This window comes from Buttiauxella sp. B2, from assembly GCF_006376615.1.
GTDB lineage: Bacteria > Pseudomonadota > Gammaproteobacteria > Enterobacterales > Enterobacteriaceae > Buttiauxella.
On the sequence record NZ_VEXQ01000002.1, the window covers coordinates 84841 to 110058 of the forward strand.

A 25218-nucleotide genomic window follows, 5' to 3' on the forward strand; every position below is an offset into this window, starting at 1 on the left:
GGGGTACATGACCAGATATTTGCTTGGATTTTTAATTATGCTGGTGGCGACGCAGGCATTGGCGGACCGTATCCGCGACCTGACAACCGTGCAAGGTGTGCGAGAGAACGCCCTGATTGGTTATGGGCTAGTCGTTGGGCTGGATGGTACGGGCGACCAGACGACACAAACGCCGTTTACCACACAAACACTCAATAACATGCTTTCCCAGTTGGGCATTACCGTTCCTGCGGGCACTAATATGCAGCTCAAGAACGTGGCGGCAGTTATGGTGACCGCGAAGTACCCGGCATTTGCGCGCTCCGGACAAAATATTGACGTAGTGGTTTCCTCTCTGGGTAACGCCAAAAGCCTGCGTGGCGGCACATTGCTGATGACACCAATGAAAGGTGTTGATAACCAGGTTTACGCACTGGCTCAGGGCAACATTTTAGTCGGCGGTGCGGGAGCTTCTGCAGGCGGCAGCAGCGTTCAGGTTAACCAGCTCAACGGCGGTCGTATTACCAACGGTGCTGTTATCGAACGCGAGTTACCGGGCACGTTTGGCACCGGTAATGTTATTAGTCTGCAATTAAACAATGACGACTTCACGCTGGCCCAGCAAATTACCGACACTATCAACCGCTCGCGTGGCTTTGGCAGTGCATCGGCATTAGATGCGCGCACTATCCAAATTCGTGTGCCAACCGGTAATAGCTCACAAGTACGTTTGTTAGCCGATATCCAGAACCTGGATGTGAACTTACCGGCACAAGACGCCAAAGTGATCATCAACTCACGTACAGGCTCGGTTGTAATGAACCAGGAAGTGACGCTGAACACTTGTGCGGTGGCGCAAGGAAACTTGTCGGTGACGGTTAACCGCCAAGCTCAGGTCAGCCAGCCGGATACTCCATTTGGGGGTGGGCAAACTGTGGTGACGCCGCAAACCCAAATTGATTTACGCCAAAGTGGCGGTGCGTTACAGCGGGTTAACGCCAGCGCCAACCTCAATACCGTGGTTCGCGCACTCAATACGTTGGGGGCAACACCAATGGAGTTGATGTCGATTCTGCAATCCATGCAAAGCGCGGGTTGTTTGCGTGCCAAAGTGGAAATCATCTGATGCTTAACGAAGCCCAGTCACTGGCTAATGCGGCGTGGGACGCTAACTCTCTCAATGAGCTGAAAGCGAAAACTGGGCAAGATCCCAAGGGCAATCTCAAAACGGTTGCCCGCCAGGTGGAAGGGATGTTTGTGCAGATGATGCTAAAAAGCATGCGTGAGGCGCTGCCAAAAGATGGCTTATTTAGCAGCGAGCAGACACGTATGTATACCAGCATCTACGATCAGCAAATCGCGCAGCAGCTCAGTGCCAAAGGGCTTGGGCTTGCCGATATGATGGTTGAACAAATGGGGGGCAATGCAGATCCATCGGAAGACGCAGGTAAAGTACCGATGAAGTTTGATATGCAAACCGTAACCAGTTTCCAGAACCAGACATTAACGCAAATGGTGCGCCAGGCTATTCCCAAAGTGCCTTCTAACGAAGAACCGCTAACGGGCGACAGCAAAGACTTTTTGGCACAGCTTTCTTTACCAGCACGACTTGCCAGCGAGCAGAGTGGTATCCCTCATCACTTGATTCTGGCGCAGGCCGCGCTGGAGTCTGGCTGGGGACAGCGACAAATCCTCACTGAAAAAGGCGAGCCAAGCTTTAACTTGTTTGGTGTTAAAGCTTCGGCAAACTGGAAAGGGAAGGTCACCGAAATCACCACCACTGAATACGAAAATGGTGAAGCGAAAAAGGTGAAAGCTAAGTTCCGCGTGTATAGCTCTTATCTCGAAGCACTTTCTGACTACGTAGGCTTGCTAACCCGCAACCCTCGTTACGCCGCCGTAACTAATGCTGATACCGCGGAACAGGGGGCTCAGGCCTTGCAAAATGCAGGCTACGCCACCGATCCAAATTACGCACGCAAACTCACTGGCATGATTCAACAGATGAAAGCGATGGGTGATAAAGTCGCAAAAGCGTACAGCAACGATCTGTCAAATTTGTTCTGAACACACGTTATTAAAGCCTCAAGTCCTGACGGGAGCTGCCGATAATAATCGACAGGACCCGTGATAAACGAGCAAAGGAAATTTCATGTCCAGTAGCCTGATTAACAGTGCCATGAGTGGCCTGGGTGCTGCTCAGGCGGCACTGAATACCGTCAGTAACAATATTTCAAATTACAACATTACCGGTTATACCCGCCAGACTACCGTGTTGTCACAGTCGCAAAGTACGCTGGGCGCTGGTGGCTGGGTTGGTAATGGGGTGTATGTCAGCGGTGTGCAACGTGAATATGATTCGTTCATTACCAACCAACTGCGCGCGGCACAGACCCAAAGCAGTGGGCTGAATACGCAGTATCAACAGATGTCTAAAATTGACAACATTCTGTCTGGTACCACAAATACCCTTGCAACAACCATGCAGAGCTTTTTCAGCGGCTTGCAAACGCTGGTCAGTAACTCTGAAGACCCGGCTGCGCGCCAGGCGTTACTGGGTAATGCCAGCGGCCTGGTAAACCAGTTTAAGGTGACGGATCAGTATCTGCGTGACCAGGATAAGCAAGTTAATACCGCGGTTCAAAGCAGCGTTGAGCAAATCAACAACTACTCCAGCCAGATAGCTAATCTCAACACTCAGATTTCACGCCTTACCGGTGTGGGAGCAGGTGCCGTACCTAACGATTTGCTGGATCAGCGCGACCAATTAGTCAGCGAATTAAACCAGATTGTGGGCGTAGAAGTTAGCGTTCAGGATGGTGGTACCTATAACGTATCCATCGCCAATGGGTTATCCCTTGTTCAGGGTGACAAAGCGAATAAACTGGCGGCGGTGGGCTCCAGCGCAGATCCTTCTCGTATCACTGTCGGCTATGTTGATTCAGTTTCAGGAACCACTGAAATCCCTGAAAGCCAGCTGAAAAGTGGTTCACTGGGCGGTATGTTGACTTTCCGCTCGCAGGACCTTGATGGCGCCCGTAACCGTCTCGGACAATTGGCTCTGACGTTTGCTGATGCGATTAACAAACAACATGGTAAAGGGTTCGATGCCGAAGGGACTGCAGGAAAAGACTTCTTCAAATTCGGCGGCCCGTCGGTTCTGAGCAATAGCAACAATGCCTCTAAATCCACCACACTGACTGCCAGTATGACGGACAGCACTCAGGTGCAGGCCAGCGACTACAAAGTGGTATATGACGGTACGGACTGGCAAGTCACGCGTCTGTCGGATAATAAGCAATTCACGGCTACGGTTACCGATGATGGCACCGGTAACAAGAGCATGAGCTTCGACGGGCTGAAGCTAGACATTAGTGGCACAGCACCGACCAAAAATGACAGCTTTACGGTGAAACCAGTGTCAGATGCCGTAGTGAATATGGACGTGCTGATCACCGACGAAAGTAAGCTGGCATTGGCTGGTGCAGCAGACAATGGTGAAAGCGATAACCGAAATGCTCAGGCGTTGCTGGACTTACAAAGTGCCAAAACAGTGAATGGCAACAAATCGTTTAACGACGCGTACGCCAGCCTGGTTAGTGATGTTGGTAACAAAACCAGCACGCTCAAAGTCACCAGTACCACGCAAAATAATGTGGTCACGCAACTAAGTAACCAACAGCAGTCTATCTCTGGCGTCAACCTTGACGAAGAATACGGTAACTTGCAGCGTTTCCAACAGTATTACCTGGCGAACGCTCAGGTACTTCAGACAGCATCAACTCTGTTTGATGCGTTACTGTCCATCCGTTAATTAAGGAGTCTGGCGTATGCGTATCAGTACCGCAATGATGTACCAACAGAACATGCGTGGCGTAACTAACGCACAAAGCGAGTGGCTGCGTTACGGCGAGCAGATGTCGACAGGCCAACGCGTTAACAAACCTTCTGATGACCCTATTGCTGCTTCACAAGCCGTGGTGCTCTCACAGGCTCAGGCGCAAAACAGCCAATATGCGCTGGCACGTACTTTTGCCACGCAAAAAGTATCGTTAGAAGAAAACGTGTTGGGGCAGGTGACAACAGCTATCCAGTCTGCGCAGGAAAAAATCGTTTACGCCAACAACGGCACGTTAAGCGACGATGACCGTGGGTCACTGGCAACCGATCTGGAAGGTATCCGCAATCAGATATTGAACCTGGCCAACAGTACCGATGGCAATGGGCGTTATATTTTTGCTGGTTACAAAACCGAAAAGGCACCGTTTTCCGGCGATGCAGGTCAGGTAATCTATGGCGGTGGTGATACACCTGTTTCTCAGTCTGTAGATGCGTCACGTACCATGACGATTGGTCATACCGGTAAGCAAATTTTTGACACGCTGACCAGTAATGCAGTCCCTGAACCCGGAACCGGTACGTCTGAAAGCAATCTATTCAATATGCTCGACTCAGCTATTGAAACATTGAGAACACCGACCGAAGGCAAAGATGATGCACAAAAAGCGGATTTAACCGCCGCCATTGATAAAACCAGCCGTGGCCTGAAAAACTCACTCAATAACGTACTGACAGTCCGTGCTGAGTTGGGTACACAGCTGAGTGAACTGGATAAGCTTGATGAGCTAGGCAGCGACCGTAGCTTAGGTCAGGCTCAGCAAATGAGTGATTTGATTAACGTGGACTGGAACTCAGCCATATCTTCTTATGTTATGCAACAGGCAGCGCTTCAGGCTTCTTATAAAGCTTTTAGCGATATGCAAGGGATGTCTTTGTTCCAACTCAATAAGTAATTTCTACCGTTTTGGGCGTGCTATGAAACTGAGCATGCTTTATATGCCCACTTCTGCACCCTGAAGTGGGTTTTTTTTGCCCTAAATACAGAGCCATGGCAAATAAAAAAGCCGACCAGTTTCCTGATCGGCTTTTCTCACAACGCTTAGCGGTTATTCAGTGCTTTGCGGGCGTGTAGCAGGAGCGGTTGCTTGATGAGTCGCACTGCTAGCACCGGCAGAACCACGACCAGTGAAGTCATAAGTTGGGCGTACCCAATCGCTATGATGCGGAGCTTCTGGCGTGTATTCCGGGGCAGGGGCACGAGTCATTGGCGCCGTCGCATGTTTAACGACGTGAGCAACAACTGGCTGTTCTTGCTCAACAGCTTTCACTTCTGGTGTTGCTTGAACCACAGTTTCTTGTGCAACAGTTTTTTCAGCGACAACTTCCTGTGCAACAACTTCTAGCGGCTTAGTTTCTTCAACCTGCGCCATTGGCACAGTTTCGGCAACGGTTACAGGTGCTTCTTGCGTAAGCTCTGCTGCTTGTTGCTGTTGAGTTTCAGCTACAAGCTCTTCTTGTGCAGGTACGACTTCGTCAATCACTTGTTCAGCAACAACGTCGTCCTCTACAGCAATCAAATGCGGTTGCTCGGTAACCGGTGTAGCAATGACTTCAGGGTGCGTAGTCTCAACATGAGCAGTTTCAATGGCCGGTTGCACTACTGCAGCTTCCTGAATCACTGGTTGCTCAATATTCAAATGCACAGCTTGTTCTTCGTGCGAAACGAAGACAGGCGTTTGATCACCATTATCGTACTGAGATTCATCATGCGCACGGGCAACAGGATAACTAATCCAGGCTTTACCCGATGCCAGCTCAGGAGAAGCACATGCAACAAACAATGGCATTGGAGACTGCGTTGGGTAACGCTCATCACGATAGCGGCGACGACGCTGACCACTGACACGTAAGTGACGTGGGGAACGACGAGAACGACGTGGCATACCGTTAGAATCGTTACGTGAATCGTTGTTGTCTTCTTGATGTTGCTCAACGGCCGGTGTTTCAATCACCGCTGGTAACGGGATGGTCGCCAGTTCGGTACGTGCAACTGGTGCAGCGACTGCTTCGGAAACAACAGGCGTTGCCACAACTTCAGCCGCAGAATCTGGTGCAGATTCGAAGCGAACTTTCTGGCTCAACTGACGTTGCTTACGACGTGGCATAACCTGAATGCGTTCTTCCTGCTCAGCTTCCGCCTCAACTTCTACAACATCATCACGTTGCAGAACTTTAACTTCTTGCTGTGCTTGGCGCTTATCATCGCTGCGGCGACGGTTACGATCACGGCGTGGTTGCTGTTCGTCACGTGCTTTTGGCTTTTCAGCTTCTTCAACAACGTTCTGACGAACTTCACGTACTTCAGTAGTTGGCTGCTGGCCCTGGCGGCGATTACGGCGATTATCGTCACGATCGCGGTTTTCACGCGGCTCACGATTATCACGGTTGTCACGATTTTCGCTGCGATTATCGCGCTCACCACGATTATCACGGGTGTTGCGATCGCCACGATCACGGCGGTTGTTCTGACGACGGTTATTGCGACGATCCTGACCTTGACGTTGGCTTTCAGTCTCGGCCGGTTTCTCTTCCTGAACTTCTTTGCTTTCAGTGGTGCTTTCACCCGCAAAGAGGTTTTTCAGCGCACCGAAGAAACGGCTAATCAGACCAGGCTGTTCTATGGCTGGCACTTTTGCAACCGTTGGTTTGGCTACAGAGGCTGGCGCTGCGACAGGTGCTGGCTCTGGTGGAGCAGGAGGCTCGTCTGGCATGACAAAAGTCGCAAGCGCAGGTTGCTCAGGGCGTTTACGTTCGGCGTACTCTTCTTCAGACGGCATCGCCATCTCTTCTTCATGCAGCTTAGGCAGCATGTAGCTCAGAGTTTTAGTTTCTTCGCCTTTACGCACACGCAGAACGGAATAGTGTGGAGTTTCCATCTGATCGTTAGGAACGATGATGGCTTTCACGCCGCCCTGACGGGTTTCAATCGCGCTCACTGCATCACGTTTTTCGTTAAGCAGGTAAGAAGCTATTGGTACCGGGACAATCGCATGAACTTCCTGCGTGTTCTCTTTCAGTGCTTCCTCTTCAATCAAGCGCAGGATAGACAGCGACAGAGATTCGTTGTCACGCACGGTGCCTGTACCGCTACAACGCGGGCAGACATGGTGGCTGGACTCGCCCAGAGAAGGAGAAAGACGCTGACGAGACATTTCCAGCAGGCCAAAGCGAGAGATATGGCTAATCTGGATACGGGCTCTGTCCTGACGCACAGCTTCACGCAGACGGTTTTCAACTGCACGCTGGTGGCGCACAGGAGTCATGTCGATGAAGTCGATGACAATCAAACCGCCCAGGTCACGCAAGCGCAGTTGGCGTGCGATTTCATCGGCAGCTTCAAGGTTGGTATTAAAGGCCGTTTCTTCGATATCTCCACCGCGAGTTGCGCGCGCGGAGTTGATGTCGATAGCGGTCAATGCTTCAGTAGAGTCGATAACAATCGAGCCACCGGATGGCAGACGAACTTCACGCTGGAAAGCGGATTCGATCTGCGATTCAATTTGATAATGGCTAAACAGCGGGATTTCACCGGTGTAGAGCTTAATTTTGCTGCTAAAGTCAGGGCGACCTAAAGCACCGATATGTTGGCGAGCCAGTTCGAGTACTTTCGGGTTATCGATAAGGATTTCACCGATGTCCTGACGCAGGTAATCACGGAAGGCACGCACGATAACGTTGCTTTCCTGATGGATAAGGAATGGTGCAGGGCGATTTTCCGCCGCTTTTTGAATCGCTTCCCAGTGCTTCAGACGGAAGCTTAAATCCCATTGCAGTGCTTCAGCGGATTTACCCACGCCAGCAGTACGTACAATCAGACCCATGCCGTCTGGCAGTTCCAGAGAGGAAAGGGCTTCTTTCAATTCAGTACGATCGTCACCTTCGATACGGCGAGAAATACCACCAGCACGTGGGTTGTTCGGCATCAATACTAAATAACTTCCTGCCAGACTAATAAAGGTGGTCAAGGCTGCGCCTTTATTACCACGTTCTTCTTTATCAATCTGAACAATCACTTCCTGGCCTTCGCGCAGAACATCTTTAATGTTCGGACGACCGTGTGATGAATAATTAGACGGGAAATATTCGCGGGCAATTTCTTTAAGAGGAAGGAAACCATGACGTTCCGCGCCGTAATCTACAAATGCCGCTTCCAGACTTGGTTCAATACGGGTGATTTTACCTTTATAGATGTTGGCTTTTTTCTGTTCGTGTCCAGGACTTTCAATATCCAGATCGTACAGGCGCTGCCCATCTACAAGGGCGACACGCAACTCTTCTTGCTGAGTCGCGTTTATTAGCATTCTTTTCATCGTAACTTACTCATTATTCTTACATTGGTGACAGAGCTACGGGCATGGTGACGCTGACCGGGAGTGAACCGATGGCCTCGTGACTAAACGCTAAGTCGCCAACCTCACGGTTGTCGCTTGCTGAGAGGCGCAAAGTGTCGGTAGCCTGTATTTCATACGGAAATACAGCGCAATTATCGTGGGAACAAGCCTTGGAAAAGTTTCGCAAGCGTTGATTCCATTTTACCGGCCAGGCTGCAACCCGCAGCCCGCTAACTGCCTGAAAGTACAATACGTCTTACGCCATTGCTGCGTGGATGAACATTCAGGCAAAACTGGTAATTCCGCAAAATTCCTTGTTCTAACAAGTATCAACACGGAAAACCACAACATTATTCCATTGCTAACCTTATTATAGCAAGATGACTTTTGCCTTTGATGCCTCGTTTCTGACAGTTTTTTAACTCACTTTTTCACTGCATGCCGCAGAAAGCTGAAAAAGGGGAGTCAGGCGACTTAAAACCAGGCAGATTCTCAGTTAAGCACATAAAAATGAGTGGCGCTATGCGCGCACGCTATTTAGAATCGCCGACCATGAAAACACAGACTCCTTCAGTACAAATCGTTGCCATTTCCGCCGATGAAGCCGGGCAGCGTATCGACAACTTTTTGCTCGCTCGCTTAAAAGGTGTGCCAAAAAGTATGATTTATCGCATTTTGCGTAAAGGCGAAGTGCGGGTGAATAAAAAACGCATTAAGCCTGAATATAAAATCCAGGATGGGGACGAAATTCGTATTCCACCTGTCCGCGTTGCGGAACGTGAAGAAGAGGCAGTTTCGCCTCATCTGCAAAAAGTAGCCGCCCTGACTGATGCGATTCTGTATGAAGATGACCATATTCTGGTTCTGAATAAACCATCTGGTACTGCGGTACACGGTGGTAGTGGCTTAAGTTTCGGTGTAATTGAAGGTTTGCGTGCGCTGCGTCCTGAAGCACGTTTCCTTGAGCTTGTGCATCGACTGGACCGCGATACATCCGGCATTTTGCTGGTTGCGAAAAAACGTTCGGCTCTGCGTTCGTTGCATGAACAGTTACGCGAGAAAGGCATGCAGAAGGATTATCTGGCGCTGGTGCGTGGTCAGTGGCAATCGCACGTCAAAGCGGTGCAAGCCCCGCTGCTTAAGAATATTTTGCAAAGCGGTGAGCGCATCGTGCGAGTTAATAGTGAAGGCAAACCGTCTGAAACGCGCTTTAAAGTGGAAGAGCGCTACTCATTTGCAACACTAATGCGTTGTAGTCCAATTACAGGACGTACTCACCAGATTCGTGTGCACACACTGCATGCCGGGCACCCGATTGCTTTTGATGATCGTTACGGTGACCGTGAATTTGATAAACAACTTACGGTTGCGGGAACGGGTCTGAATCGCTTGTTCTTGCACGCAGTGGCATTACGTTTCACCCATCCTAATACCGGTGAAATTATGCGTGTAGAAGCGCCGCTGGATGAGAAATTGAAACGTTGCCTTGCTGTGTTACGTAACGTGCGTTCATAAATCGGTTGTCATGCCATCTATCATAATTTGTGATAGATGGCATTTATGCTTCATCTATCCTACGCCAGTAGCGGGTTAACACCCTCGTTACCCAGCATCTGACACAAACTTATCAGCGGTAGCCCCACTAAGGTATTTGGGTCTTTTCCTGAAAGTCTTTCGAATAATGTGATCCCCAAACCTTCACTTTTAAAGCTCCCCGCACACTGCAATGGCTGTTCTTTATGGACGTAATTGCGTATTTCTTGCTCGCTAAGACGGCGAAAATGCACATCAAACGGCTCACAAAGCACCTGTAAATTACTGGATGCGGAATTATAAAGCGCCAGGCCGGTGTAAAACGTCACAATGCTATTGCGGGCAATTAGCAATTGTTCGACTGCTTTTTCCTCAGTATGCGGCTTACCGACGATTTTCCCTTCTAACACACAGACCTGATCTGAGCCGATAATGAGGTGATTCGGATACTCTTTGCTCAGTGCTTGAGCTTTGGCTTGCGCCAGACGCGTGACTAAGTGGCGGGGGTCTTCATCAGCTATTGGTGTTTCATCTACCTGCGGAGCAGCACAAATAAAGGGGATTGCCAGTTTTTCAAGTAACTCCCTGCGGTAGGGTGAAGTCGAGGCCAGAACAATTTGAGTCATATTTTGTCATTAATGATAGCGATTCGAGTAAAGGCATTTTAAACTGTGCCACCGCAATGTGTGCGAATAAATGGCAAAGGCGCTGTTTCGAGGCCTTTTTCTTTGACTCTATGACGTTACAAAGTTAATATGCGCGCCCTATGCAAAAAGTAAAATTACCCCTGACTCTCGATCCGGTTCGTACGGCTCAAAAACGCCTTGATTACCAGGGTGTTTACACCCCTATTCAGGTAGAGCGTGTCGCCGAGTTTGTAGTCAGTGTAGACAGTGATGTGGAATGCGATATGCGATTTGCTATCGATAACCAACGCCTCGCGGTTATTACCGGTGATGCGAAAGTTTCGGTAACACTGGCATGTCAGCGTTGCGGAAAGCCGTTTGCTCATCAGGTCTACACACAGTATTGTTTTAGCCCGATCGTCAAAGATGAGCAGGCTGAAGCACTCCCGGAAGGATATGAACCAGTTCAGGTCAACGAATTTGGTGAAATCGATCTTCTGGCGTTGGTTGAAGATGAAATTATCCTCTCCTTGCCAGTGGTTCCGGTGCATGATTCTGAACACTGTGAAGTGTCCGAGGCGGACATGGTCTTTGGCAAACTGCCTTCCGAGGCGGAGAAACCAAATCCATTTGCCGTATTAGCCAGTTTAAAGCGTAAGTAATTGAGGAGTAAGGTCCATGGCCGTACAACAGAATAAACCAACCCGTTCCAAACGTGGCATGCGTCGTTCCCATGACGCGCTGACCACAGCAGCAGTATCCGTAGACAAAGTTTCTGGCGAAACTCATCTGCGTCACCACATCACAGCCGACGGTTTCTACCGCGGCCGCAAGGTTATCGCTAAGTAATTGGCGATACCTTGACACGTCTAACCCTTGCGTTAGATGCCATGGGTGGGGACTTCGGTCCTTCCGTGACAGTGCCTGCAGCATTGCAGGCACTGGACTCTAACTCTCAACTAAACCTTCTATTAGTCGGCGATCCCGACGCCATCACGCCATTACTTGCCAAAGCTGATTTTGAAAAACGTTCACGTGCGCAGATAGTACCTGCGGAGTCGGTTATTGCCAGTGATGCAAGACCTTCGCAAGCGATTCGACATAGTCGCGGATCTTCAATGCGAGTGGCGCTTGAATTAGTGAAAGATGGGCGAGCGCAAGCTTGCGTCAGTGCCGGAAACACTGGTGCACTGATGGGACTGGCTAAATTATTGCTCAAGCCAATTGATGGGATTGAGCGCCCGGCGTTGATGACGGTATTGCCTCATCAGCATAAAGGCAAAACTGTCGTGCTGGATCTTGGCGCGAATGTCGATTGTGACAGCAATATGCTGGTGCAATTTGCGATAATGGGGTCCGTGATGGCTGAAGAAGTTCTCGGCATCAAAACTCCGCGAGTCGCGCTGCTGAATATTGGCGAAGAAGAAACCAAAGGTCTCGATAGTATTCGCGATGCATCAGCTTTATTAAAAACAATGCCTTCTATCAACTATATTGGTTATCTTGAAGCTAATGAGTTATTGACGGGTAAAACCGATGTATTGGTATGTGATGGTTTTGTCGGTAACGTTACCCTGAAGACGATGGAAGGGGTTGCAAGAATGTTCCTTTCGCTTTTGAAATCACAAGGCGAAGGGAAAAAAAGGTCGTGGTGGCTAATTATTTTGAAACATTGGTTACAAAAGAGCCTGACAAGGCGATTCAGTCACCTCAACCCCGACCAGTATAATGGCGCCTGTCTGTTAGGATTGCGCGGCACAGTGATCAAGAGTCACGGAGCGGCCAATCAGCGAGCGTTTGTTGTCGCGATTGAACAGGCAGTGCAGGCGGTGGCGCGGCAAGTTCCTACCCGGATTGCTGCCCGCCTGGAATCTGTATTACCCAAGAGTGACTGACGTACATGTATACGAAGATTATTGGTACGGGCAGCTTCCTGCCTGAACACGTGCGGACCAACGCAGACCTGGAAAAAATGGTGGATACTTCTGACGAGTGGATTGTCACCCGTACCGGTATCCGTGAACGCCATATTGCAGCGCCAAACGAAACCGTGGCAACTATGGGGTTCGCGGCAGCAACTCGCGCCCTGGAAATGGCTGGCATTGATAAATCCGAAATTGGCTTAATCATTGTTGCAACCACGTCCTCAACGCACGCTTTCCCAAGCGCTGCCTGCCAGGTGCAGGCAATGTTGGAAATCAAAGGTTGCCCGGCGTTTGATGTCGCAGCGGCTTGTGCAGGTTTTACCTATGCATTAAGCGTTGCTGACCTGTACGTGAAGTCAGGTGCAGTAAAACACGCACTGGTGATTGGTTCTGACGTGCTGGCTCGCACTTGCGATCCAACCGATCGTGGAACGATTATTATTTTTGGTGATGGTGCTGGTGCCGTTGTGCTTGGCGCTTCCGAAGAACCAGGTATCATCTCCACCCATCTGCACGCAGATGGTCGCTACGGCGAACTGTTAATGTTACCAAACGCCGATCGCGTGAATCCTGAGAATTCAATTCACCTGACCATGGCGGGTAACGAAGTCTTTAAAGTTGCGGTGACGGAGCTTGCTCACATCGTTGACGAAACCCTGGCTGCCAATAATCTCGACCGCTCGGCGCTCGACTGGTTAGTGCCACATCAGGCGAACCTACGCATTATCAGCGCGACGGCGAAAAAGCTGGGTATGTCGATGGACAATGTGGTTGTCACGCTCGACAGACACGGGAATACCTCAGCGGCTTCCGTACCGGCAGCGCTGGATGAAGCGGTTCGTGATGGACGGATTCAACGTGGCCAACTGGTATTACTGGAAGCCTTCGGCGGCGGCTTTACCTGGGGTTCAGCACTGGTTCGTTTTTGATTATTAGGGATTTAACCATGACTCAATTTGCTTTCGTTTTCCCGGGACAAGGTTCGCAAGCAGTAGGTATGTTGGCAGAAATTGCAGCAGCAAATCCTGTTGTTGAAGCCACCTTCCGTGAAGCTTCTGATGCGCTGGGCTATGATTTGTGGGCACTGACTCAACAAGGCCCCGCTGAAGAACTGAACAAAACCTGGCAAACTCAGCCTGCATTGTTGACAGCATCTGTTGCATTGTGGCGCGTTTGGCAGCAACAGGGTGGCAAAACCCCTGTGATGATGGCAGGGCATAGTCTGGGCGAGTATTCTGCTCTGGTTTGTGCTGGCGTTATGAATTTCGCAGACGCGGTGCGTCTGGTCGAATTGCGCGGCAAATTGATGCAAGAAGCGGTGCCAGCTGGCACCGGTGCAATGTATGCCATCATCGGTCTTGATGATGCATCGATTGCGAAAGCCTGCGAAGAAGCGGCTCAAGGCGAAGTGGTTTCTCCGGTGAACTTTAACTCACCAGGCCAGGTTGTGATTGCGGGTAACAAAGATGCAGTTGAGCGTGCGGGTGCAGCATGTAAAGCAGCTGGCGCAAAACGCGCTTTGCCACTGCCTGTTAGTGTGCCATCTCACTGCGCATTGATGAAACCTGCTGCTGATAAACTCGCCGTAGCACTGGAAAAAATCACGTTTAACGCGCCATCTGTTCCGGTTGTAAATAACGTTGACGTGAAATGCGAAACTGCACCAGACGCTATCCGTAGCGCGCTGGTACGTCAGCTTTACAGCCCTGTACAGTGGACCAAATCAGTAGAATTTATGGCAGAACAGGGTGTGACCCAACTGCTGGAAGTAGGGCCTGGTAAGGTTTTGACCGGCCTGACAAAACGCATTGTTGACACCCTGACTGCATCGGCCATTAACGAGCCGGTAGCGCTGTCAGCGGCGCTTGAGCAATAAGACGAGGGAAACCCATGAGTTTTGAAGGAAAAATTGCGCTGGTAACTGGTGCAAGCCGCGGTATCGGCCGCGCAATCGCGGAAACCTTAGTGGCCCGTGGTGCAAAAGTTATCGGTACTGCGACCAGCGAAAGCGGTGCGCAGGCGATCAGTGATTACTTGGGCGATAACGGTAAAGGTTATGTACTAAATGTGACCGATCCGGCTTCAATTGAAGCTGTTTTAGGAAATATTCGTGCAGAATTTGGCGAAGTCGATATTCTGGTTAATAATGCCGGTATCACTCGTGATAACCTGTTAATGCGCATGAAAGATGACGAGTGGAACGATATTATCGAAACCAACCTGTCATCAGTATTCCGTCTGTCAAAAGCGGTAATGCGCGCTATGATGAAAAAGCGTCATGGTCGTATTATCACTATTGGTTCCGTGGTTGGTACCATGGGAAATGCTGGTCAGGCTAACTACGCTGCGGCTAAAGCTGGTCTGATTGGTTTCAGTAAATCTCTGGCGCGTGAAGTCGCGTCACGTGGTATTACTGTAAACGTTGTTGCTCCGGGCTTTATCGAAACGGACATGACGCGTGCGCTTTCTGATGAACAGCGTGCGGGTATACTAGCGGAAGTTCCAGCGGGTCGTTTAGGCGACGCAAAAGAAATCGCCAGTGCTGTTGCATTTTTAGCCTCTGACGAGGCGGGTTACATCTCCGGTGAAACCCTGCACGTCAATGGCGGAATGTATATGGTTTAACCACAATACAAAACTATTTGCGTTATTTGGGCGAATGCCCGCAAAATAGCGTAAAATCGTGGTACGACCTGCCGGGATTTAGTTGCATCTTTTTCAACATTTTATACACTACGAAAACCATCGCGAAAGCGAGTTTTGATAGGAAATTTAAGAGTATGAGCACTATCGAAGAACGCGTTAAGAAAATTATTGGCGAACAACTGGGCGTTAAGCAGGAAGAAGTTATCAACTCCGCTTCCTTCGTAGAGGACCTGGGCGCTGATTCTCTTGACACCGTTGAGCTGGTAATGGCTCTGGAAGAAGAGTTTGATACTGAGATTCCGGACGAAGAAGCTGAGAAAATTACTACCGTTCAGGCTGCCATTGATTACATCAACGGTCACCAGGCGTAAGTGAACATCTCCAGGCGGTCATTCGACCGCCTGAGTTTTATCTAAGTGTCCCACTAGTATTATTTTTTCCCTCCCTGGAGGACAAACGTGTCTAAGCGTCGTGTAGTTGTGACCGGACTGGGCATGTTGTCTCCTGTCGGCAATACCGTAGAGTCTACCTGGAAAGCTCTCCTTGCCGGTCAGAGTGGCATCAGCCTAATCGACCATTTCGATACTAGCGCCTACGCAACGAAATTTGCTGGCTTAGTAAAGGATTTTAACTGTGACGACATCATTTCGCGCAAAGAACAGCGCAAAATGGATGCCTTCATTCAATATGGAATTGTTGCTGGCCACCAGGCCATGCTGGATTCTGGTCTGGAAGTAACGGAAGATAATGCAATCCGTATCGGCGCCGCAATCGGTTCTGGTATTGGTGGTCTGGGTCTTATCGAAGAGAACCACGCCGCGCTAGTTAAGGGTGGCCCACGTAAGATCAGCCCATTCTTTGTACCGTCTACTATCGTGAATATGGTGGCAGGTCACCTGACCATTATGTTCGGCCTACGTGGTCCAAGCATTTCCATCGCAACGGCTTGTACTTCTGGTGTGCATAACATCGGTCAGGCAGCACGTATCATCGCGTACGGCGATGCTGACGCTATGCTGGCTGGTGGTGCAGAAAAAGCCAGCACACCGTTGGGCGTGGGTGGCTTTGGTGCCGCGCGTGCGCTTTCCACCCGTAATGACAACCCACAAGCGGCGAGTCGTCCGTGGGATAAAGACCGTGATGGTTTTGTGTTGGGTGATGGCGCGGGCATGATGGTACTTGAAGAGTACGAACATGCTAAAAAACGTGGTGCGAAAATCTATGCAGAAGTCGTTGGTTTTGGTATGAGCAGTGATGCTTATCACATGACTTCTCCGCCGGAAACAGGGGCAGGTGCTGCATTGGCCATGGAAAATGCACTGCGCGATGCAGGTATTACTCCAGGTATGGTGGGCTATGTCAATGCGCATGGCACCTCAACGCCAGCTGGCGATAAAGCTGAAACACAAGCGGTTAAGACTATTTTTGGTGAGGATGCCTACCGTGTATTGGTGAGCTCAACTAAGTCTATGACCGGTCACCTGTTGGGTGCTGCTGGGGCAGTAGAGTCAATCTACTCCATCCTTGCATTACGCGATCAGGTGGTACCACCAACCATTAACCTCGATAATCCTGACGAAGGTTGCGATCTGGACTTTGTTCCACATGTAGCGCGCCAGGTAACAGGAATGGAATACACTTTGTGTAATTCCTTCGGGTTTGGTGGTACAAACGGCTCGCTGATCTTTAAAAAGATCTAAGTCGTTATTAATAAAGGGCTCGCTTGCGGGCCCTTTATACATCTAAAACCTCTCCCTCTTGCTGCATCCCTTTCACGCTGGCACTCTTAACTCACGGAATGTTGAGGAGTTGTTATGTATTTAATCAATGGTGAGTTCACGGCCCATTTACCCGCAAACGATCGTGCAGTGCAGTTTGGCGATGGTTGTTTTACAACTGCGCGGGTCAAAAATGGGAGCGTTCGTTTCTTAGGACAGCACATTGACCGTTTACAGCAAGCTTGCGAAAAACTCCTGCTTCCGTTTAGTGAGTGGTCATTGATTGAAAGAGAAGTGCAGCAACTTGCCGCCGGGGAACAACAAGCCGTGCTGAAAGTGATAATTACCCGAGGTAGTGGTGGGCGCGGCTACAGTGCGGCTAATTGCCTGCAACCAACACGCATATTATCCGTTTCTGCGTACCCTTCTTTTTATCCTCAATGGCGCGAGCAGGGAATTAGCCTTGCACTAAGCCCTATTCAACTTGGCATCAACCCGCATCTTGCAGGAATTAAACATCTGAACCGTCTCGAACAAGTGCTGATTCGTACGCATCTTGAACAGACGAAAGCTCAGGAAGCCCTGGTTCTTGACAGTGATGGGTGGCTTACGGAATGCTGTGCCGCTAATTTATTCTGGCGTAAAGGATCTCAGGTATTTACACCGTATATAGATAAATCTGGTGTGAACGGCACTATGCGCCAGCATATTATTGCTTGTCTTGCTGATTCATCCTGGCGGGTAACTGAAGTGCGGGAAAGGTTAGACAGCCTGGCGCAGGCCGACGAAGTGCTCATTTGCAATGCATTGATGCCGGTTATCCCTGTGAATCAAGCTGAGTCCTGGCGATTTGAATCTCGAGAACTTTATCAATTTTTAGCACCACTTTGCGAGTAACCGATTAACGATGAAAAAGATGCTACGTTTCTTTCTGCTGCTGTTAGTGGTATTGGGTGTGGCAGCAGGCGTTGGTGTATATAAAGTCCGCCAGCTTGCCGACAGCCATCTGACCATTGCTCAAGAAACCATATTTACCCTTAAACCTGGCACGGGTCGTCTGGCGTTGGGTAAACAATTGTATGAAGAGAAATTGCTCAATCGCCCACGCGTGTTTCAGTGGCTGCTGAAAGTTGAGCCGGACCTCGCTAACTTCAAAGCGGGGACTTACCGCTTCACACCGCAAATGACAGTTCGCGACATGCTCAAACTGTTAGCCAGCGGTAAAGAAGCCCAATTTCCTATACGTTTTGTGGAAGGGACTCGTCTGAGTGACTGGCTGAGACAACTGCGAGAAGCACCGTATATCGAGCACACACTCAAAGATGACAGCTATGCTACTGTCGCCGAAGTTTTGAAGTTCGAGCACCCAGAATGGGTAGAAGGCTGGTTCTTTCCTGATACCTGGCTTTACACCGCGAATACCACCGATGTTGCACTGCTAAAACGTGCGCATCAGCGAATGGTCAAAGCAGTACAGGCTGCATGGGATGGCAAAAACGACGGGTTGCCATACAAAACGCAGAACGATTTGGTCACCATGGCATCGATCATCGAGAAAGAAACGGCAGTGGCAGAGGAACGCGACCAAGTGGCCTCGGTATTCATCAACCGCTTGCGCATTGGTATGCGTTTACAAACCGATCCGACGGTCATTTACGGGATGGGTGAAAGTTATAATGGTAAACTCACCCGTAAAGATCTCGAAACTCCAACGCCATATAATACCTACGTGATAAACGGTATGCCGCCTGGTCCAATCGCTATACCCGGTGATGCGTCGCTGCAGGCTGCTGCTCATCCGGCGAAAACGCCTTATCTTTATTTTGTCGCAGATGGAAAGGGCGGTCACACATTTAATACCAATCTTGCAAGCCACAATCAGGCTGTGCAGGTCTATATCAAAGCGCTGAAGGACAAGAATGGTCAGTAAATTTATCGTTATCGAAGGGCTCGAAGGAGCAGGGAAAACTAACGCGCATAACGTGGTGGTTGCGACCTTAAAAGAACTGGGCATCACAGACTTGGTGTTCACGCGTGAGCCTGGCGGCACTCCGCTTGCGGAAAGATTGCGCGAGTTGACGCTGAACAACAAAGGCATCGGTGATGAAGTCGTTACTGATAAAGCTGAAGTGTTGATGTTTTACGCCGCGCGCGTGCAACTGGTTGAGACGGTTATCAAACCGGCACTTTCCCGTGGCGCGTGGGTCATCGGTGACAGACATGACCTCTCGACTCAAGCTTACCAGGGTGGAGGCCGTTGTATTGACCAAAAATTACTGATGGCACTGCGCAATACTGTTCTCGGTGATTTCTATCCAGATCTAACGATTTATCTCGATGTCACGCCAGAAGTGGGTCTGACCCGTGCGCGTGCGCGTGGCGAGCTGGATAGAATCGAACAGGAGTCTATCGACTTCTTTAATCGTACCCGCACTCGCTATCTTGAGCTTGCGGCTGCTGATGACCGCATTCATACCATTGATGCAACACAATCGCTGGATGCTGTTTCGCAGGACGTGCGTAACGCGGTGCTTGAATGGGCTAAGGGGCTGGCGTAATGAAGTGGTACCCATGGTTACGCGCACCTTTTGAGCAAATTCTCAGCCAGTATCAGGCTGGTCGCGGGCACCATGCATTACTGCTTCATTCTTTATCCGGCATGGGGGATGACGCATTAATTTATGCGCTCACACGCTGGTTGATGTGCCAGAAACCGCAAGGCAGTAAAAGCTGCGGTCAATGCCGCAGTTGCCAGTTGATGCAAGCCGGTACGCACCCAGACAGCTACGTAGTCGCACCTGAGAAAGGTAAATCAAGCCTTGGCATTGACGCTATTCGCGAGATTACCGAAAAGCTCTATAGCCACGCTCAACAAGGCGGGGCGAAAGTAGTCTGGCTGGAAGATGCCGGTTTACTCACTGAAGCCGCGGCGAATGCGCTGTTGAAAACCCTCGAAGAACCGCCTGCTAACACCTGGTTCTTCCTTGGGAGCCGTGAACCTGCACGTTTGCCAGCCACACTACGTAGCCGTTGCCTGTATTGGTATTTGACTCCACCGGATGAAACCTTTGCACTCGCGTGGTTGGCACGGGAAATCCAACTTGATAGCGCGCAATTACGAGCCGCCCTGCGTTTGAGCTCCGGCGCACCAGCGGGTGCTTTAGCACTGTTGCAACCAGATTCGTGGAAACACCGCCAGGCGCTGTGTGACAAGCTTAATGAAGCTTGTGCGTCGAAAAACATGCTGGCGCTTCTTCCTGCTTTGAATAGTGACGATGCGTCTGTTCGTGTTCACTGGCTGTGCTCGCTACTAGTTGATGCACTAAAATGGCAGCAAGGGGCAACGACGTGGCTGACCAATGATGATCAGCAAACCTTAGTGGCGAATCTTGCCAATAGCGCGACATCTGCGATGCTACAAGCCGTACTGCATAATTGGTTTACCTGCCGCGAAGCATTGCTTAGGGTGGTGGGTGTGAATCGCGAACTATTGCTGACTGAACAATTGCTCACCTGGGAGCGTTTAATGCAACCAGGTGCGGTCCTTCCTACTTTCCATCTTTAAGAGTATCTGTATGTTCCTGGTTGACTCACATTGCCATCTTGATGGCCTCGATTATCAATCTCTGCATAAAAGCGTTGATGACGTTCTGGAAAAAGCCGCCGCGCGCGATGTGAAATTCTGCCTCGCCGTTGCCACCACGCTCGATGGTTATCGCAATATGCGCGAGTTGGTTGGTGAGCGCGAAAATGTCGCCTATTCGTGCGGCGTGCATCCGCTTAACCAAAGCGAAGAATATGATGTTGAAGAACTTCGCCGCCTGGCCGCTGATCCAGGTGTTGTGGCTATGGGGGAAACCGGGCTGGATTACTTCTACACTCCTGAAACCAAGCCACGCCAGCAGGAATCATTCCGTCACCACATTCAGATTGGTCGTGAACTGAATAAGCCAGTGATTGTTCACACGCGAGATGCGCGCGCCGATACGCTGTCCATTTTACTTGAAGAGAAAGTGACAGACTGCGGTGGGGTACTACACTGTTTTACGGAAGACAGAGAAACTGCTGGAAAATTGCTCGATATGGGTTTTTACATCTCTTTCTCCGGTATTGTGACGTTCCGCAATGCCGAACAACTCAGGGATGCGGCGCGCTATGTGCCATTGGATCGCATCCTGGTGGAAACGGATTCACCTTACCTTGCGCCAGTGCCGCATCGTGGTAAGGAAAACCAACCGGCAATGACGCGTGACGTAGCGGAATATATGGCGGTACTGAAAGGCGTTTCACTTGAGGAGTTGGCCGTTGCGACGACTAAAAACTTCGCCACGTTGTTCCATATTCCTGACTCCCGCCTGCAATCCGCCTGATAAATCTAACTTATTTTAAAGCTCGTAATTAATAATCGAAGCGAGTAAAGTGCACCGCCACAAAACAGGTGGTGCACACCACTTTTGTAACATTCAGAAACGCGTTTTGTAAATTTATGAAAGTTTTTCTTATGGCTATTAGAGAAACGTGATAGCCGTCAAACAAACTTTCGTCGATTTATTTTACTCTGCGTAATAAATCAAAAGGCACTTAGATGCCTGTTTATGGACTGACTCTCCCCTCAGTCCGATGCGCATAACGCGTAAAAAAAGCACAAATACTCAGGAGCACTCTCAATTATGTTTAAGAATGCATTTGCTAACCTGCAAAAGGTGGGTAAATCGCTGATGTTGCCAGTATCCGTACTGCCTATCGCAGGTATCCTGCTTGGCGTCGGTTCTGCAAACTTCAGCTGGCTACCAGCCGTGGTTTCTCATGTTATGGCGGAAGCGGGCGGTTCAGTTTTCGCCAACATGCCGCTGATTTTTGCTATCGGTGTTGCATTAGGCTTCACTAATAACGATGGCGTTTCTGCACTAGCCTCTGTGGTTGCCTACGGCATCATGGTTAAAACCATGGCGGTTGTCGCGCCATTGGTTCTGCATCTACCTGCTGAAGAAATTGCAGCAAAACACTTGGCTGATACCGGTGTTCTGGGCGGGATCATCTCTGGTGCAATTGCAGCCTACATGTTTAACCGTTTCTATCGCATCAAGTTGCCTGAATATCTGGGCTTCTTCGCGGGTAAACGTTTCGTGCCGATCATCTCTGGTCTGGCTGCGATCTTCATGGGTATTGTGTTGTCCTTCATCTGGCCTCCAATCGGTACGGCTATTCAGACCTTCTCTCAGTGGGCTGCTTACCAGAACCCGGTTGTGGCATTCGGCATCTACGGTTTCGTAGAGCGTTGCCTGGTACCATTCGGTCTGCACCACATCTGGAACGTTCCATTCCAGATGCAAATTGGTGAATACACCAACGCAGCGGGCCAGGTATTCCACGGCGATATCCCACGTTACATGGCAGGTGACCCAACTGCGGGCAAACTGTCTGGTGGCTTCTTGTTTAAAATGTACGGTCTGCCTGCTGCGGCTATCGCAATCTGGCACTCAGCTAAACCTGAGAACCGTGCAAAAGTCGGCGGTATCATGATCTCCGCTGCGTTGACCTCGTTCCTGACCGGTATTACCGAGCCAATCGAGTTCTCCTTCATGTTCGTTGCTCCAATCCTGTACATTATCCACGCGGTATTGGCAGGCCTGGCGTTCCCAATCTGTATCCTTCTGGGTATGCGTGACGGTACTTCCTTCTCTCACGGTCTGATTGACTTCATCGTGCTGAGCGGTAACAGCAGCAAACTGTGGCTGTTCCCAGTAGTGGGTCTGTGCTACGCGGCGATTTACTACACCGTGTTCCGTGTGCTGATTAAAGCTCTGGACCTGAAAACTCCAGGTCGCGAAGATGCAACTACCGAGACTACGACCACTTCCACAAGCGAAATGGCACCGGCTCTGGTTAGCGCCTTCGGCGGTAAAGAAAACATCACTAACCTGGATGCGTGTATTACCCGTCTGCGTGTTAGCGTGGCCGACATTTCTAAAGTCGACCAGGCTGGCCTGAAGAAATTGGGTGCAGCAGGTGTAGTTGTAGCTGGTTCAGGTGTTCAGGCAATCTTCGGTACTAAATCCGATAACCTGAAAACTGAAATGGATGAGTGGATCCGTAACAGCTAAGAAGAAGTTGGGGAGAACTAAGGGAGGCCATTGGCCTCCCTTTTTTATTGCCGCAAAACTGCAAGTTGCAGGCGTTTGGAAAGGCTCTAAGGTGCCTACAGCCAGAACCCATATAAAGAAATAATGGGTTAAGGTTGAAAGAGCAGGAGTAACTCGCTCATACTCTTACGTTATGTCTTAACAACGCTACGCACACAGCGATTTGACGGACAAAAATAGCCAGCAATTAATGAATAAAGGTAACGTCATGGCCGAAGAAACTATTTTCAGTAAAATCATTCGCCGCGAGATTCCGGCAGATATCGTTTATCAAGATGAGTTAGTTACTGCATTCCGTGACATATCGCCGCAGGCGCCTACCCATATCCTTATTATTCCTAATGTTTTGATCCCAACGGTAAACCACGTCACAGCAAAGCATGAACTGGCTCTGGGGCGCATGATCACGGTTGCGGCAAAAATTGCTGAACAAGAAGGGATTGCAGAAGATGGCTACCGACTGATCATGAATTGCAATCGCCACGGTGGGCAGGAGGTTTACCATATCCACATGCACCTGCTGGGTGGCCGCGTGCTGGGACCGATGCTGGCGCATAAGGGATAATTTGATGAAAACTAACCCGCTGTTAATGCTATTGGCCACCATATTGATGGTGGGATGCAGTACTAAACCTGCCATTCCCGTCAACGATGGGCAATCGCTGGTTATGGAGGCGTCGGTGTTGGCGGCGGGGATCAGCGCTGAAAAACCAGATATTTCATCTAATAACGGCGCTACTGTGTCACGCAGTGAGTTGTATAATGAGCAGTCTAAGCCGGTCATCATCAGCTATCGTTTTTATTGGTATGACGCGAAAGGGCTCGAGATTCATCCTCTCGAGCAATCGCGCACGATTACGCTGCCGGCAAGATCTAGCGTGACGGTGTCATCAATAGCCAGTTATCCAGACGCACGTAAAGTTCGTCTTTATCTCTCTTTATAAGGGGTGAATTTTGATTAAGGGAATTTATCGATACCTGGTAATTATCGCTGCGGCGATGATTTTATCCGGGTGTATCAATCGTGGTGAAGCGCCAGCACCTGTGGAAGAAGTGAAACCTGTGCCACAGCAGCCGGTCGAGCCTCAACCAACCGTGCCAACTGTGCCAACCGTTCCAACTCAACCTGGCCCAATTGAACAGCCTCAACCAACGATTCCTGCCACGCCCAAAGTTCGAAGCTACGACTGGGGCAGTACAATGCAGCCTATGGTAGGGAAAATGTTGCAAGCCGAGGGTGTGACCGCTGGTGGTGTTCTGCTGGTGGATAGCGTGAATAACCACACTAACGGCTCGGTGCAAACCAGCAAAGCGACAGAAGCGTTACGCGGTGCGTTGGCCAACAACAGCAAATTTACCCTTGTTTCTGCACAACAGCTTTCCCTGGCAAAACAACAACTGGGTTTATCTCCGCAGGACAGCCTGGGTTCTCGCAGCAAAGCAATTGGCATCGCCCGTAAGGTTGGCGCGCAGTATGTGCTCTATAGCAATGCTAGCGGCAATGTGAATGCACCAACGCTTAAAATGCAGTTGATGCAGGTGCAAACAGGTGAAATTATCTGGTCAGGTAGCGGTGCTGTACAGCAAACCCAATAATTCAACACTGCAAAGTGTGATTGCACAGTACATACCGGCGGCTCAGGCCGCCGGTTGTTTTTCGCAACTCCAGGGATTAAGCGGCGGTAGCCTGCACTTTAAAGCGGGTGAGCAGGAATATGTCGCACGACACCAACTTGAGTCCCCGATGCCGGGTGTTTCGCTCTCAAGGCAATATCGTGCCTTAACACGTATTTCTCAGGGAATAGGGCCGCTGCCGGTTTGCATGGCAAAAGGATGGTTAATCGTCGAATGGTTAAGTGGTGAGGTAAAATCGGAACTCCCCTCACTGCAAACGCTCACATCCTTATTATATGATTTGCACCGACAACCCTGTTTTGGTTGGAGAATCAGTCTGTTGCCGTTACTGGAATACTACTGGCAAAACGCGGCAGCAGAGCGAAGAAGCTTGGCATGGCTAAAGCAGCTTAAAAAGATGAATAGGCAAGGTGAACCTAAACTGCTGCGACTTGCTCCACTGCATATGGATATTCATGCAGGTAATCTGGTACATCAACCAGAAGGTTTAAAACTCATCGACTGGGAATATGCCGGTGATGGGGACGTAGCGCTGGAACTGGCATCCATTGCCGCCGCGAATAATATAGATTGCGAGCCGCTGATATCCACCTATGCCCAGTTAAGTCATATCCAGGTTGAAACACTAGGGCGGCAGGTTGAACGCTGGCGGCCATGGGTGTTCATGCTGATGGCATCCTGGCATGAATGCCGCTGGCAACAGACGCAAGACAGAACATTTATAACCCTTGCAGATGAGGCGTGGAGCCGTTTGCAGGTGTTTGATTAATTAAGAGAGGTAG

At 50.0% G+C, this 25218-nt stretch carries 25 protein-coding genes; 23 read left to right on the plus strand and 2 right to left on the minus strand.

Going from position 1 to position 25218, the window contains the following annotated elements:
- Positions 1-7 precede the first annotated feature (7 nt).
- The 4 genes from FH968_RS03545 to flgL all read left to right on the plus strand — a co-directional run bounded on the left by FH968_RS03545 (position 8) and on the right by flgL (position 4772).
- Complete coding sequence (locus FH968_RS03545; RefSeq protein ID WP_139877469.1) at positions 8-1105, plus strand: flagellar basal body P-ring protein FlgI; 1098 nt, start codon at positions 8-10, stop codon at positions 1103-1105.
- Positions 1105-2046, plus strand: a complete 942-nt coding sequence (gene flgJ / locus FH968_RS03550; RefSeq protein WP_139877471.1) for a flagellar assembly peptidoglycan hydrolase FlgJ — start codon at positions 1105-1107, stop codon at positions 2044-2046. The genes FH968_RS03545 and flgJ overlap by 1 nt, the downstream gene beginning before the upstream one ends.
- An 85-nt stretch (positions 2047-2131) precedes the next feature.
- Complete coding sequence (flgK, locus tag FH968_RS03555; RefSeq protein ID WP_139877473.1) at positions 2132-3793, plus strand: flagellar hook-associated protein FlgK; 1662 nt, start codon at positions 2132-2134, stop codon at positions 3791-3793.
- Positions 3794-3809: 16 nt separating this feature from the next.
- Positions 3810-4772, plus strand: a complete 963-nt coding sequence (gene flgL, locus FH968_RS03560; RefSeq protein ID WP_139877476.1) for a flagellar hook-associated protein FlgL — start codon at positions 3810-3812, stop codon at positions 4770-4772.
- 153 nt (positions 4773-4925) lie between these two features.
- Here flgL and rne read toward each other — a convergent pair whose 3' ends face one another.
- The gene (gene rne / locus FH968_RS03565; protein ID WP_139877478.1) at positions 4926-8189 is read right to left on the minus strand and encodes a ribonuclease E; all 3264 of its coding nucleotides are present in this window, start codon (positions 8187-8189) and stop codon (positions 4926-4928) included.
- 573 nt (positions 8190-8762) lie between these two features.
- Here rne and rluC point away from each other — a divergent pair.
- Positions 8763-9725 carry a 23S rRNA pseudouridine(955/2504/2580) synthase RluC gene (gene rluC, locus FH968_RS03570; RefSeq protein WP_139877480.1) on the plus strand — a complete coding sequence of 321 codons (963 nt, stop codon included), beginning with the start codon at positions 8763-8765 and terminating at the stop codon, positions 9723-9725.
- A gap of 59 nt (positions 9726-9784) precedes the next feature.
- Here the strand turns inward: rluC and FH968_RS03575 are convergent, their stop codons facing one another.
- The gene (locus FH968_RS03575; RefSeq protein WP_139877483.1) at positions 9785-10369 is read right to left on the minus strand and encodes a nucleoside triphosphate pyrophosphatase; all 585 of its coding nucleotides are present in this window, start codon (positions 10367-10369) and stop codon (positions 9785-9787) included.
- A gap of 140 nt (positions 10370-10509) precedes the next feature.
- Between FH968_RS03575 and yceD the strand changes: the two genes are divergently transcribed.
- From yceD to thiK, 18 genes are all read left to right on the plus strand, one after another.
- Complete coding sequence (gene yceD, locus FH968_RS03580) at positions 10510-11031, plus strand: 23S rRNA accumulation protein YceD (RefSeq protein ID WP_139877485.1); 522 nt, start codon at positions 10510-10512, stop codon at positions 11029-11031.
- Positions 11032-11047: 16 nt separating this feature from the next.
- The gene (gene rpmF, locus FH968_RS03585) at positions 11048-11218 is read left to right on the plus strand and encodes a 50S ribosomal protein L32 (protein WP_034456167.1); all 171 of its coding nucleotides are present in this window, start codon (positions 11048-11050) and stop codon (positions 11216-11218) included.
- Between the two features lie 11 nt (positions 11219-11229).
- On the plus strand, positions 11230-12264 hold the full coding sequence (plsX, locus tag FH968_RS03590) for a phosphate acyltransferase PlsX (RefSeq protein WP_139877487.1): 1035 nt from the start codon (positions 11230-11232) through the stop codon (positions 12262-12264).
- 5 nt (positions 12265-12269) lie between these two features.
- Positions 12270-13223, plus strand: coding sequence for a beta-ketoacyl-ACP synthase III (locus FH968_RS03595; RefSeq protein ID WP_139877489.1), 954 nt, complete (start codon positions 12270-12272; stop codon positions 13221-13223).
- A 17-nt stretch (positions 13224-13240) separates the two neighbouring features.
- A complete protein-coding gene (gene fabD, locus FH968_RS03600) occupies positions 13241-14170 on the plus strand; it encodes an ACP S-malonyltransferase (RefSeq protein WP_139877491.1) in 930 nt (309 codons plus the stop codon).
- Positions 14171-14184: 14 nt separating this feature from the next.
- Entirely contained in the window at positions 14185-14919 is a 735-nt protein-coding gene (gene fabG / locus FH968_RS03605; RefSeq protein ID WP_139877493.1) for a 3-oxoacyl-ACP reductase FabG, read from the plus strand.
- Between the two features lie 155 nt (positions 14920-15074).
- Entirely contained in the window at positions 15075-15311 is a 237-nt protein-coding gene (acpP, locus tag FH968_RS03610; RefSeq protein WP_034456161.1) for an acyl carrier protein, read from the plus strand.
- Between the two features lie 87 nt (positions 15312-15398).
- The gene (gene fabF / locus FH968_RS03615) at positions 15399-16640 is read left to right on the plus strand and encodes a beta-ketoacyl-ACP synthase II (protein WP_139877495.1); all 1242 of its coding nucleotides are present in this window, start codon (positions 15399-15401) and stop codon (positions 16638-16640) included.
- A gap of 114 nt (positions 16641-16754) precedes the next feature.
- Positions 16755-17555 (plus strand): aminodeoxychorismate lyase, encoded by an 801-nt coding sequence (pabC, locus tag FH968_RS03620; RefSeq protein ID WP_139877497.1) that lies wholly within the window; start codon positions 16755-16757, stop codon positions 17553-17555.
- 10 nt (positions 17556-17565) lie between these two features.
- The gene (yceG, locus tag FH968_RS03625) at positions 17566-18588 is read left to right on the plus strand and encodes a cell division protein YceG (RefSeq protein WP_139877499.1); all 1023 of its coding nucleotides are present in this window, start codon (positions 17566-17568) and stop codon (positions 18586-18588) included.
- The gene (tmk, locus tag FH968_RS03630) at positions 18578-19216 is read left to right on the plus strand and encodes a dTMP kinase (protein WP_139877501.1); all 639 of its coding nucleotides are present in this window, start codon (positions 18578-18580) and stop codon (positions 19214-19216) included. The genes yceG and tmk overlap by 11 nt, the downstream gene beginning before the upstream one ends.
- Positions 19216-20223 (plus strand): DNA polymerase III subunit delta', encoded by a 1008-nt coding sequence (gene holB / locus FH968_RS03635; RefSeq protein WP_139877503.1) that lies wholly within the window; start codon positions 19216-19218, stop codon positions 20221-20223. Before tmk ends, holB begins: the two co-directional genes overlap by 1 nt.
- A 10-nt stretch (positions 20224-20233) precedes the next feature.
- On the plus strand, positions 20234-21028 hold the full coding sequence (locus tag FH968_RS03640; RefSeq protein ID WP_139877505.1) for a metal-dependent hydrolase: 795 nt from the start codon (positions 20234-20236) through the stop codon (positions 21026-21028).
- A gap of 300 nt (positions 21029-21328) precedes the next feature.
- Positions 21329-22762, plus strand: coding sequence for a PTS glucose transporter subunit IIBC (gene ptsG / locus FH968_RS03645; RefSeq protein WP_139877507.1), 1434 nt, complete (start codon positions 21329-21331; stop codon positions 22760-22762).
- A gap of 247 nt (positions 22763-23009) precedes the next feature.
- Positions 23010-23366, plus strand: coding sequence for a purine nucleoside phosphoramidase (hinT, locus tag FH968_RS03650; protein ID WP_139877509.1), 357 nt, complete (start codon positions 23010-23012; stop codon positions 23364-23366).
- 4 nt (positions 23367-23370) lie between these two features.
- Positions 23371-23745: a YcfL family protein gene (locus FH968_RS03655; RefSeq protein ID WP_139877513.1), complete on the plus strand. Its 375-nt coding sequence runs from the start codon at positions 23371-23373 to the stop codon at positions 23743-23745.
- 55 nt (positions 23746-23800) lie between these two features.
- On the plus strand, positions 23801-24397 hold the full coding sequence (gene lpoB / locus FH968_RS03660) for a penicillin-binding protein activator LpoB (RefSeq protein WP_255431475.1): 597 nt from the start codon (positions 23801-23803) through the stop codon (positions 24395-24397).
- Complete coding sequence (gene thiK, locus FH968_RS03665) at positions 24351-25205, plus strand: thiamine kinase (protein ID WP_223271278.1); 855 nt, start codon at positions 24351-24353, stop codon at positions 25203-25205. Before lpoB ends, thiK begins: the two co-directional genes overlap by 47 nt.
- The last annotated feature ends 13 nt before the right edge of the window (positions 25206-25218 follow it).

Excerpts from the sequence above, each read along its gene's own strand:
- FH968_RS03545 (WP_139877469.1), top strand. The coding sequence starts at position 8 with ATGACCAGATATTTGCTTGGATTTTTAATTATGCTGGTGGCGACGCAG.
- flgJ (WP_139877471.1), top strand. The coding sequence starts at position 1,105 with ATGCTTAACGAAGCCCAGTCACTGGCTAATGCGGCGTGGGACGCTAAC.
- flgK (WP_139877473.1), top strand. The coding sequence starts at position 2,132 with ATGTCCAGTAGCCTGATTAACAGTGCCATGAGTGGCCTGGGTGCTGCT.
- flgL (WP_139877476.1), top strand. The coding sequence starts at position 3,810 with ATGCGTATCAGTACCGCAATGATGTACCAACAGAACATGCGTGGCGTA.
- rne (WP_139877478.1), bottom strand. The coding sequence starts at position 8,189 with ATGAAAAGAATGCTAATAAACGCGACTCAGCAAGAAGAGTTGCGTGTC.
- rluC (WP_139877480.1), top strand. The coding sequence starts at position 8,763 with ATGAAAACACAGACTCCTTCAGTACAAATCGTTGCCATTTCCGCCGAT.
- FH968_RS03575 (WP_139877483.1), bottom strand. The coding sequence starts at position 10,369 with ATGACTCAAATTGTTCTGGCCTCGACTTCACCCTACCGCAGGGAGTTA.
- yceD (WP_139877485.1), top strand. The coding sequence starts at position 10,510 with ATGCAAAAAGTAAAATTACCCCTGACTCTCGATCCGGTTCGTACGGCT.
- rpmF (WP_034456167.1), top strand. The coding sequence starts at position 11,048 with ATGGCCGTACAACAGAATAAACCAACCCGTTCCAAACGTGGCATGCGT.
- FH968_RS03595 (WP_139877489.1), top strand. The coding sequence starts at position 12,270 with ATGTATACGAAGATTATTGGTACGGGCAGCTTCCTGCCTGAACACGTG.
- fabD (WP_139877491.1), top strand. The coding sequence starts at position 13,241 with ATGACTCAATTTGCTTTCGTTTTCCCGGGACAAGGTTCGCAAGCAGTA.
- fabG (WP_139877493.1), top strand. The coding sequence starts at position 14,185 with ATGAGTTTTGAAGGAAAAATTGCGCTGGTAACTGGTGCAAGCCGCGGT.
- acpP (WP_034456161.1), top strand. The coding sequence starts at position 15,075 with ATGAGCACTATCGAAGAACGCGTTAAGAAAATTATTGGCGAACAACTG.
- pabC (WP_139877497.1), top strand. The coding sequence starts at position 16,755 with ATGTATTTAATCAATGGTGAGTTCACGGCCCATTTACCCGCAAACGAT.
- yceG (WP_139877499.1), top strand. The coding sequence starts at position 17,566 with ATGAAAAAGATGCTACGTTTCTTTCTGCTGCTGTTAGTGGTATTGGGT.
- tmk (WP_139877501.1), top strand. The coding sequence starts at position 18,578 with ATGGTCAGTAAATTTATCGTTATCGAAGGGCTCGAAGGAGCAGGGAAA.
- holB (WP_139877503.1), top strand. The coding sequence starts at position 19,216 with ATGAAGTGGTACCCATGGTTACGCGCACCTTTTGAGCAAATTCTCAGC.
- FH968_RS03640 (WP_139877505.1), top strand. The coding sequence starts at position 20,234 with ATGTTCCTGGTTGACTCACATTGCCATCTTGATGGCCTCGATTATCAA.
- ptsG (WP_139877507.1), top strand. The coding sequence starts at position 21,329 with ATGTTTAAGAATGCATTTGCTAACCTGCAAAAGGTGGGTAAATCGCTG.
- hinT (WP_139877509.1), top strand. The coding sequence starts at position 23,010 with ATGGCCGAAGAAACTATTTTCAGTAAAATCATTCGCCGCGAGATTCCG.
- FH968_RS03655 (WP_139877513.1), top strand. The coding sequence starts at position 23,371 with ATGAAAACTAACCCGCTGTTAATGCTATTGGCCACCATATTGATGGTG.
- lpoB (WP_255431475.1), top strand. The coding sequence starts at position 23,801 with ATGATTTTATCCGGGTGTATCAATCGTGGTGAAGCGCCAGCACCTGTG.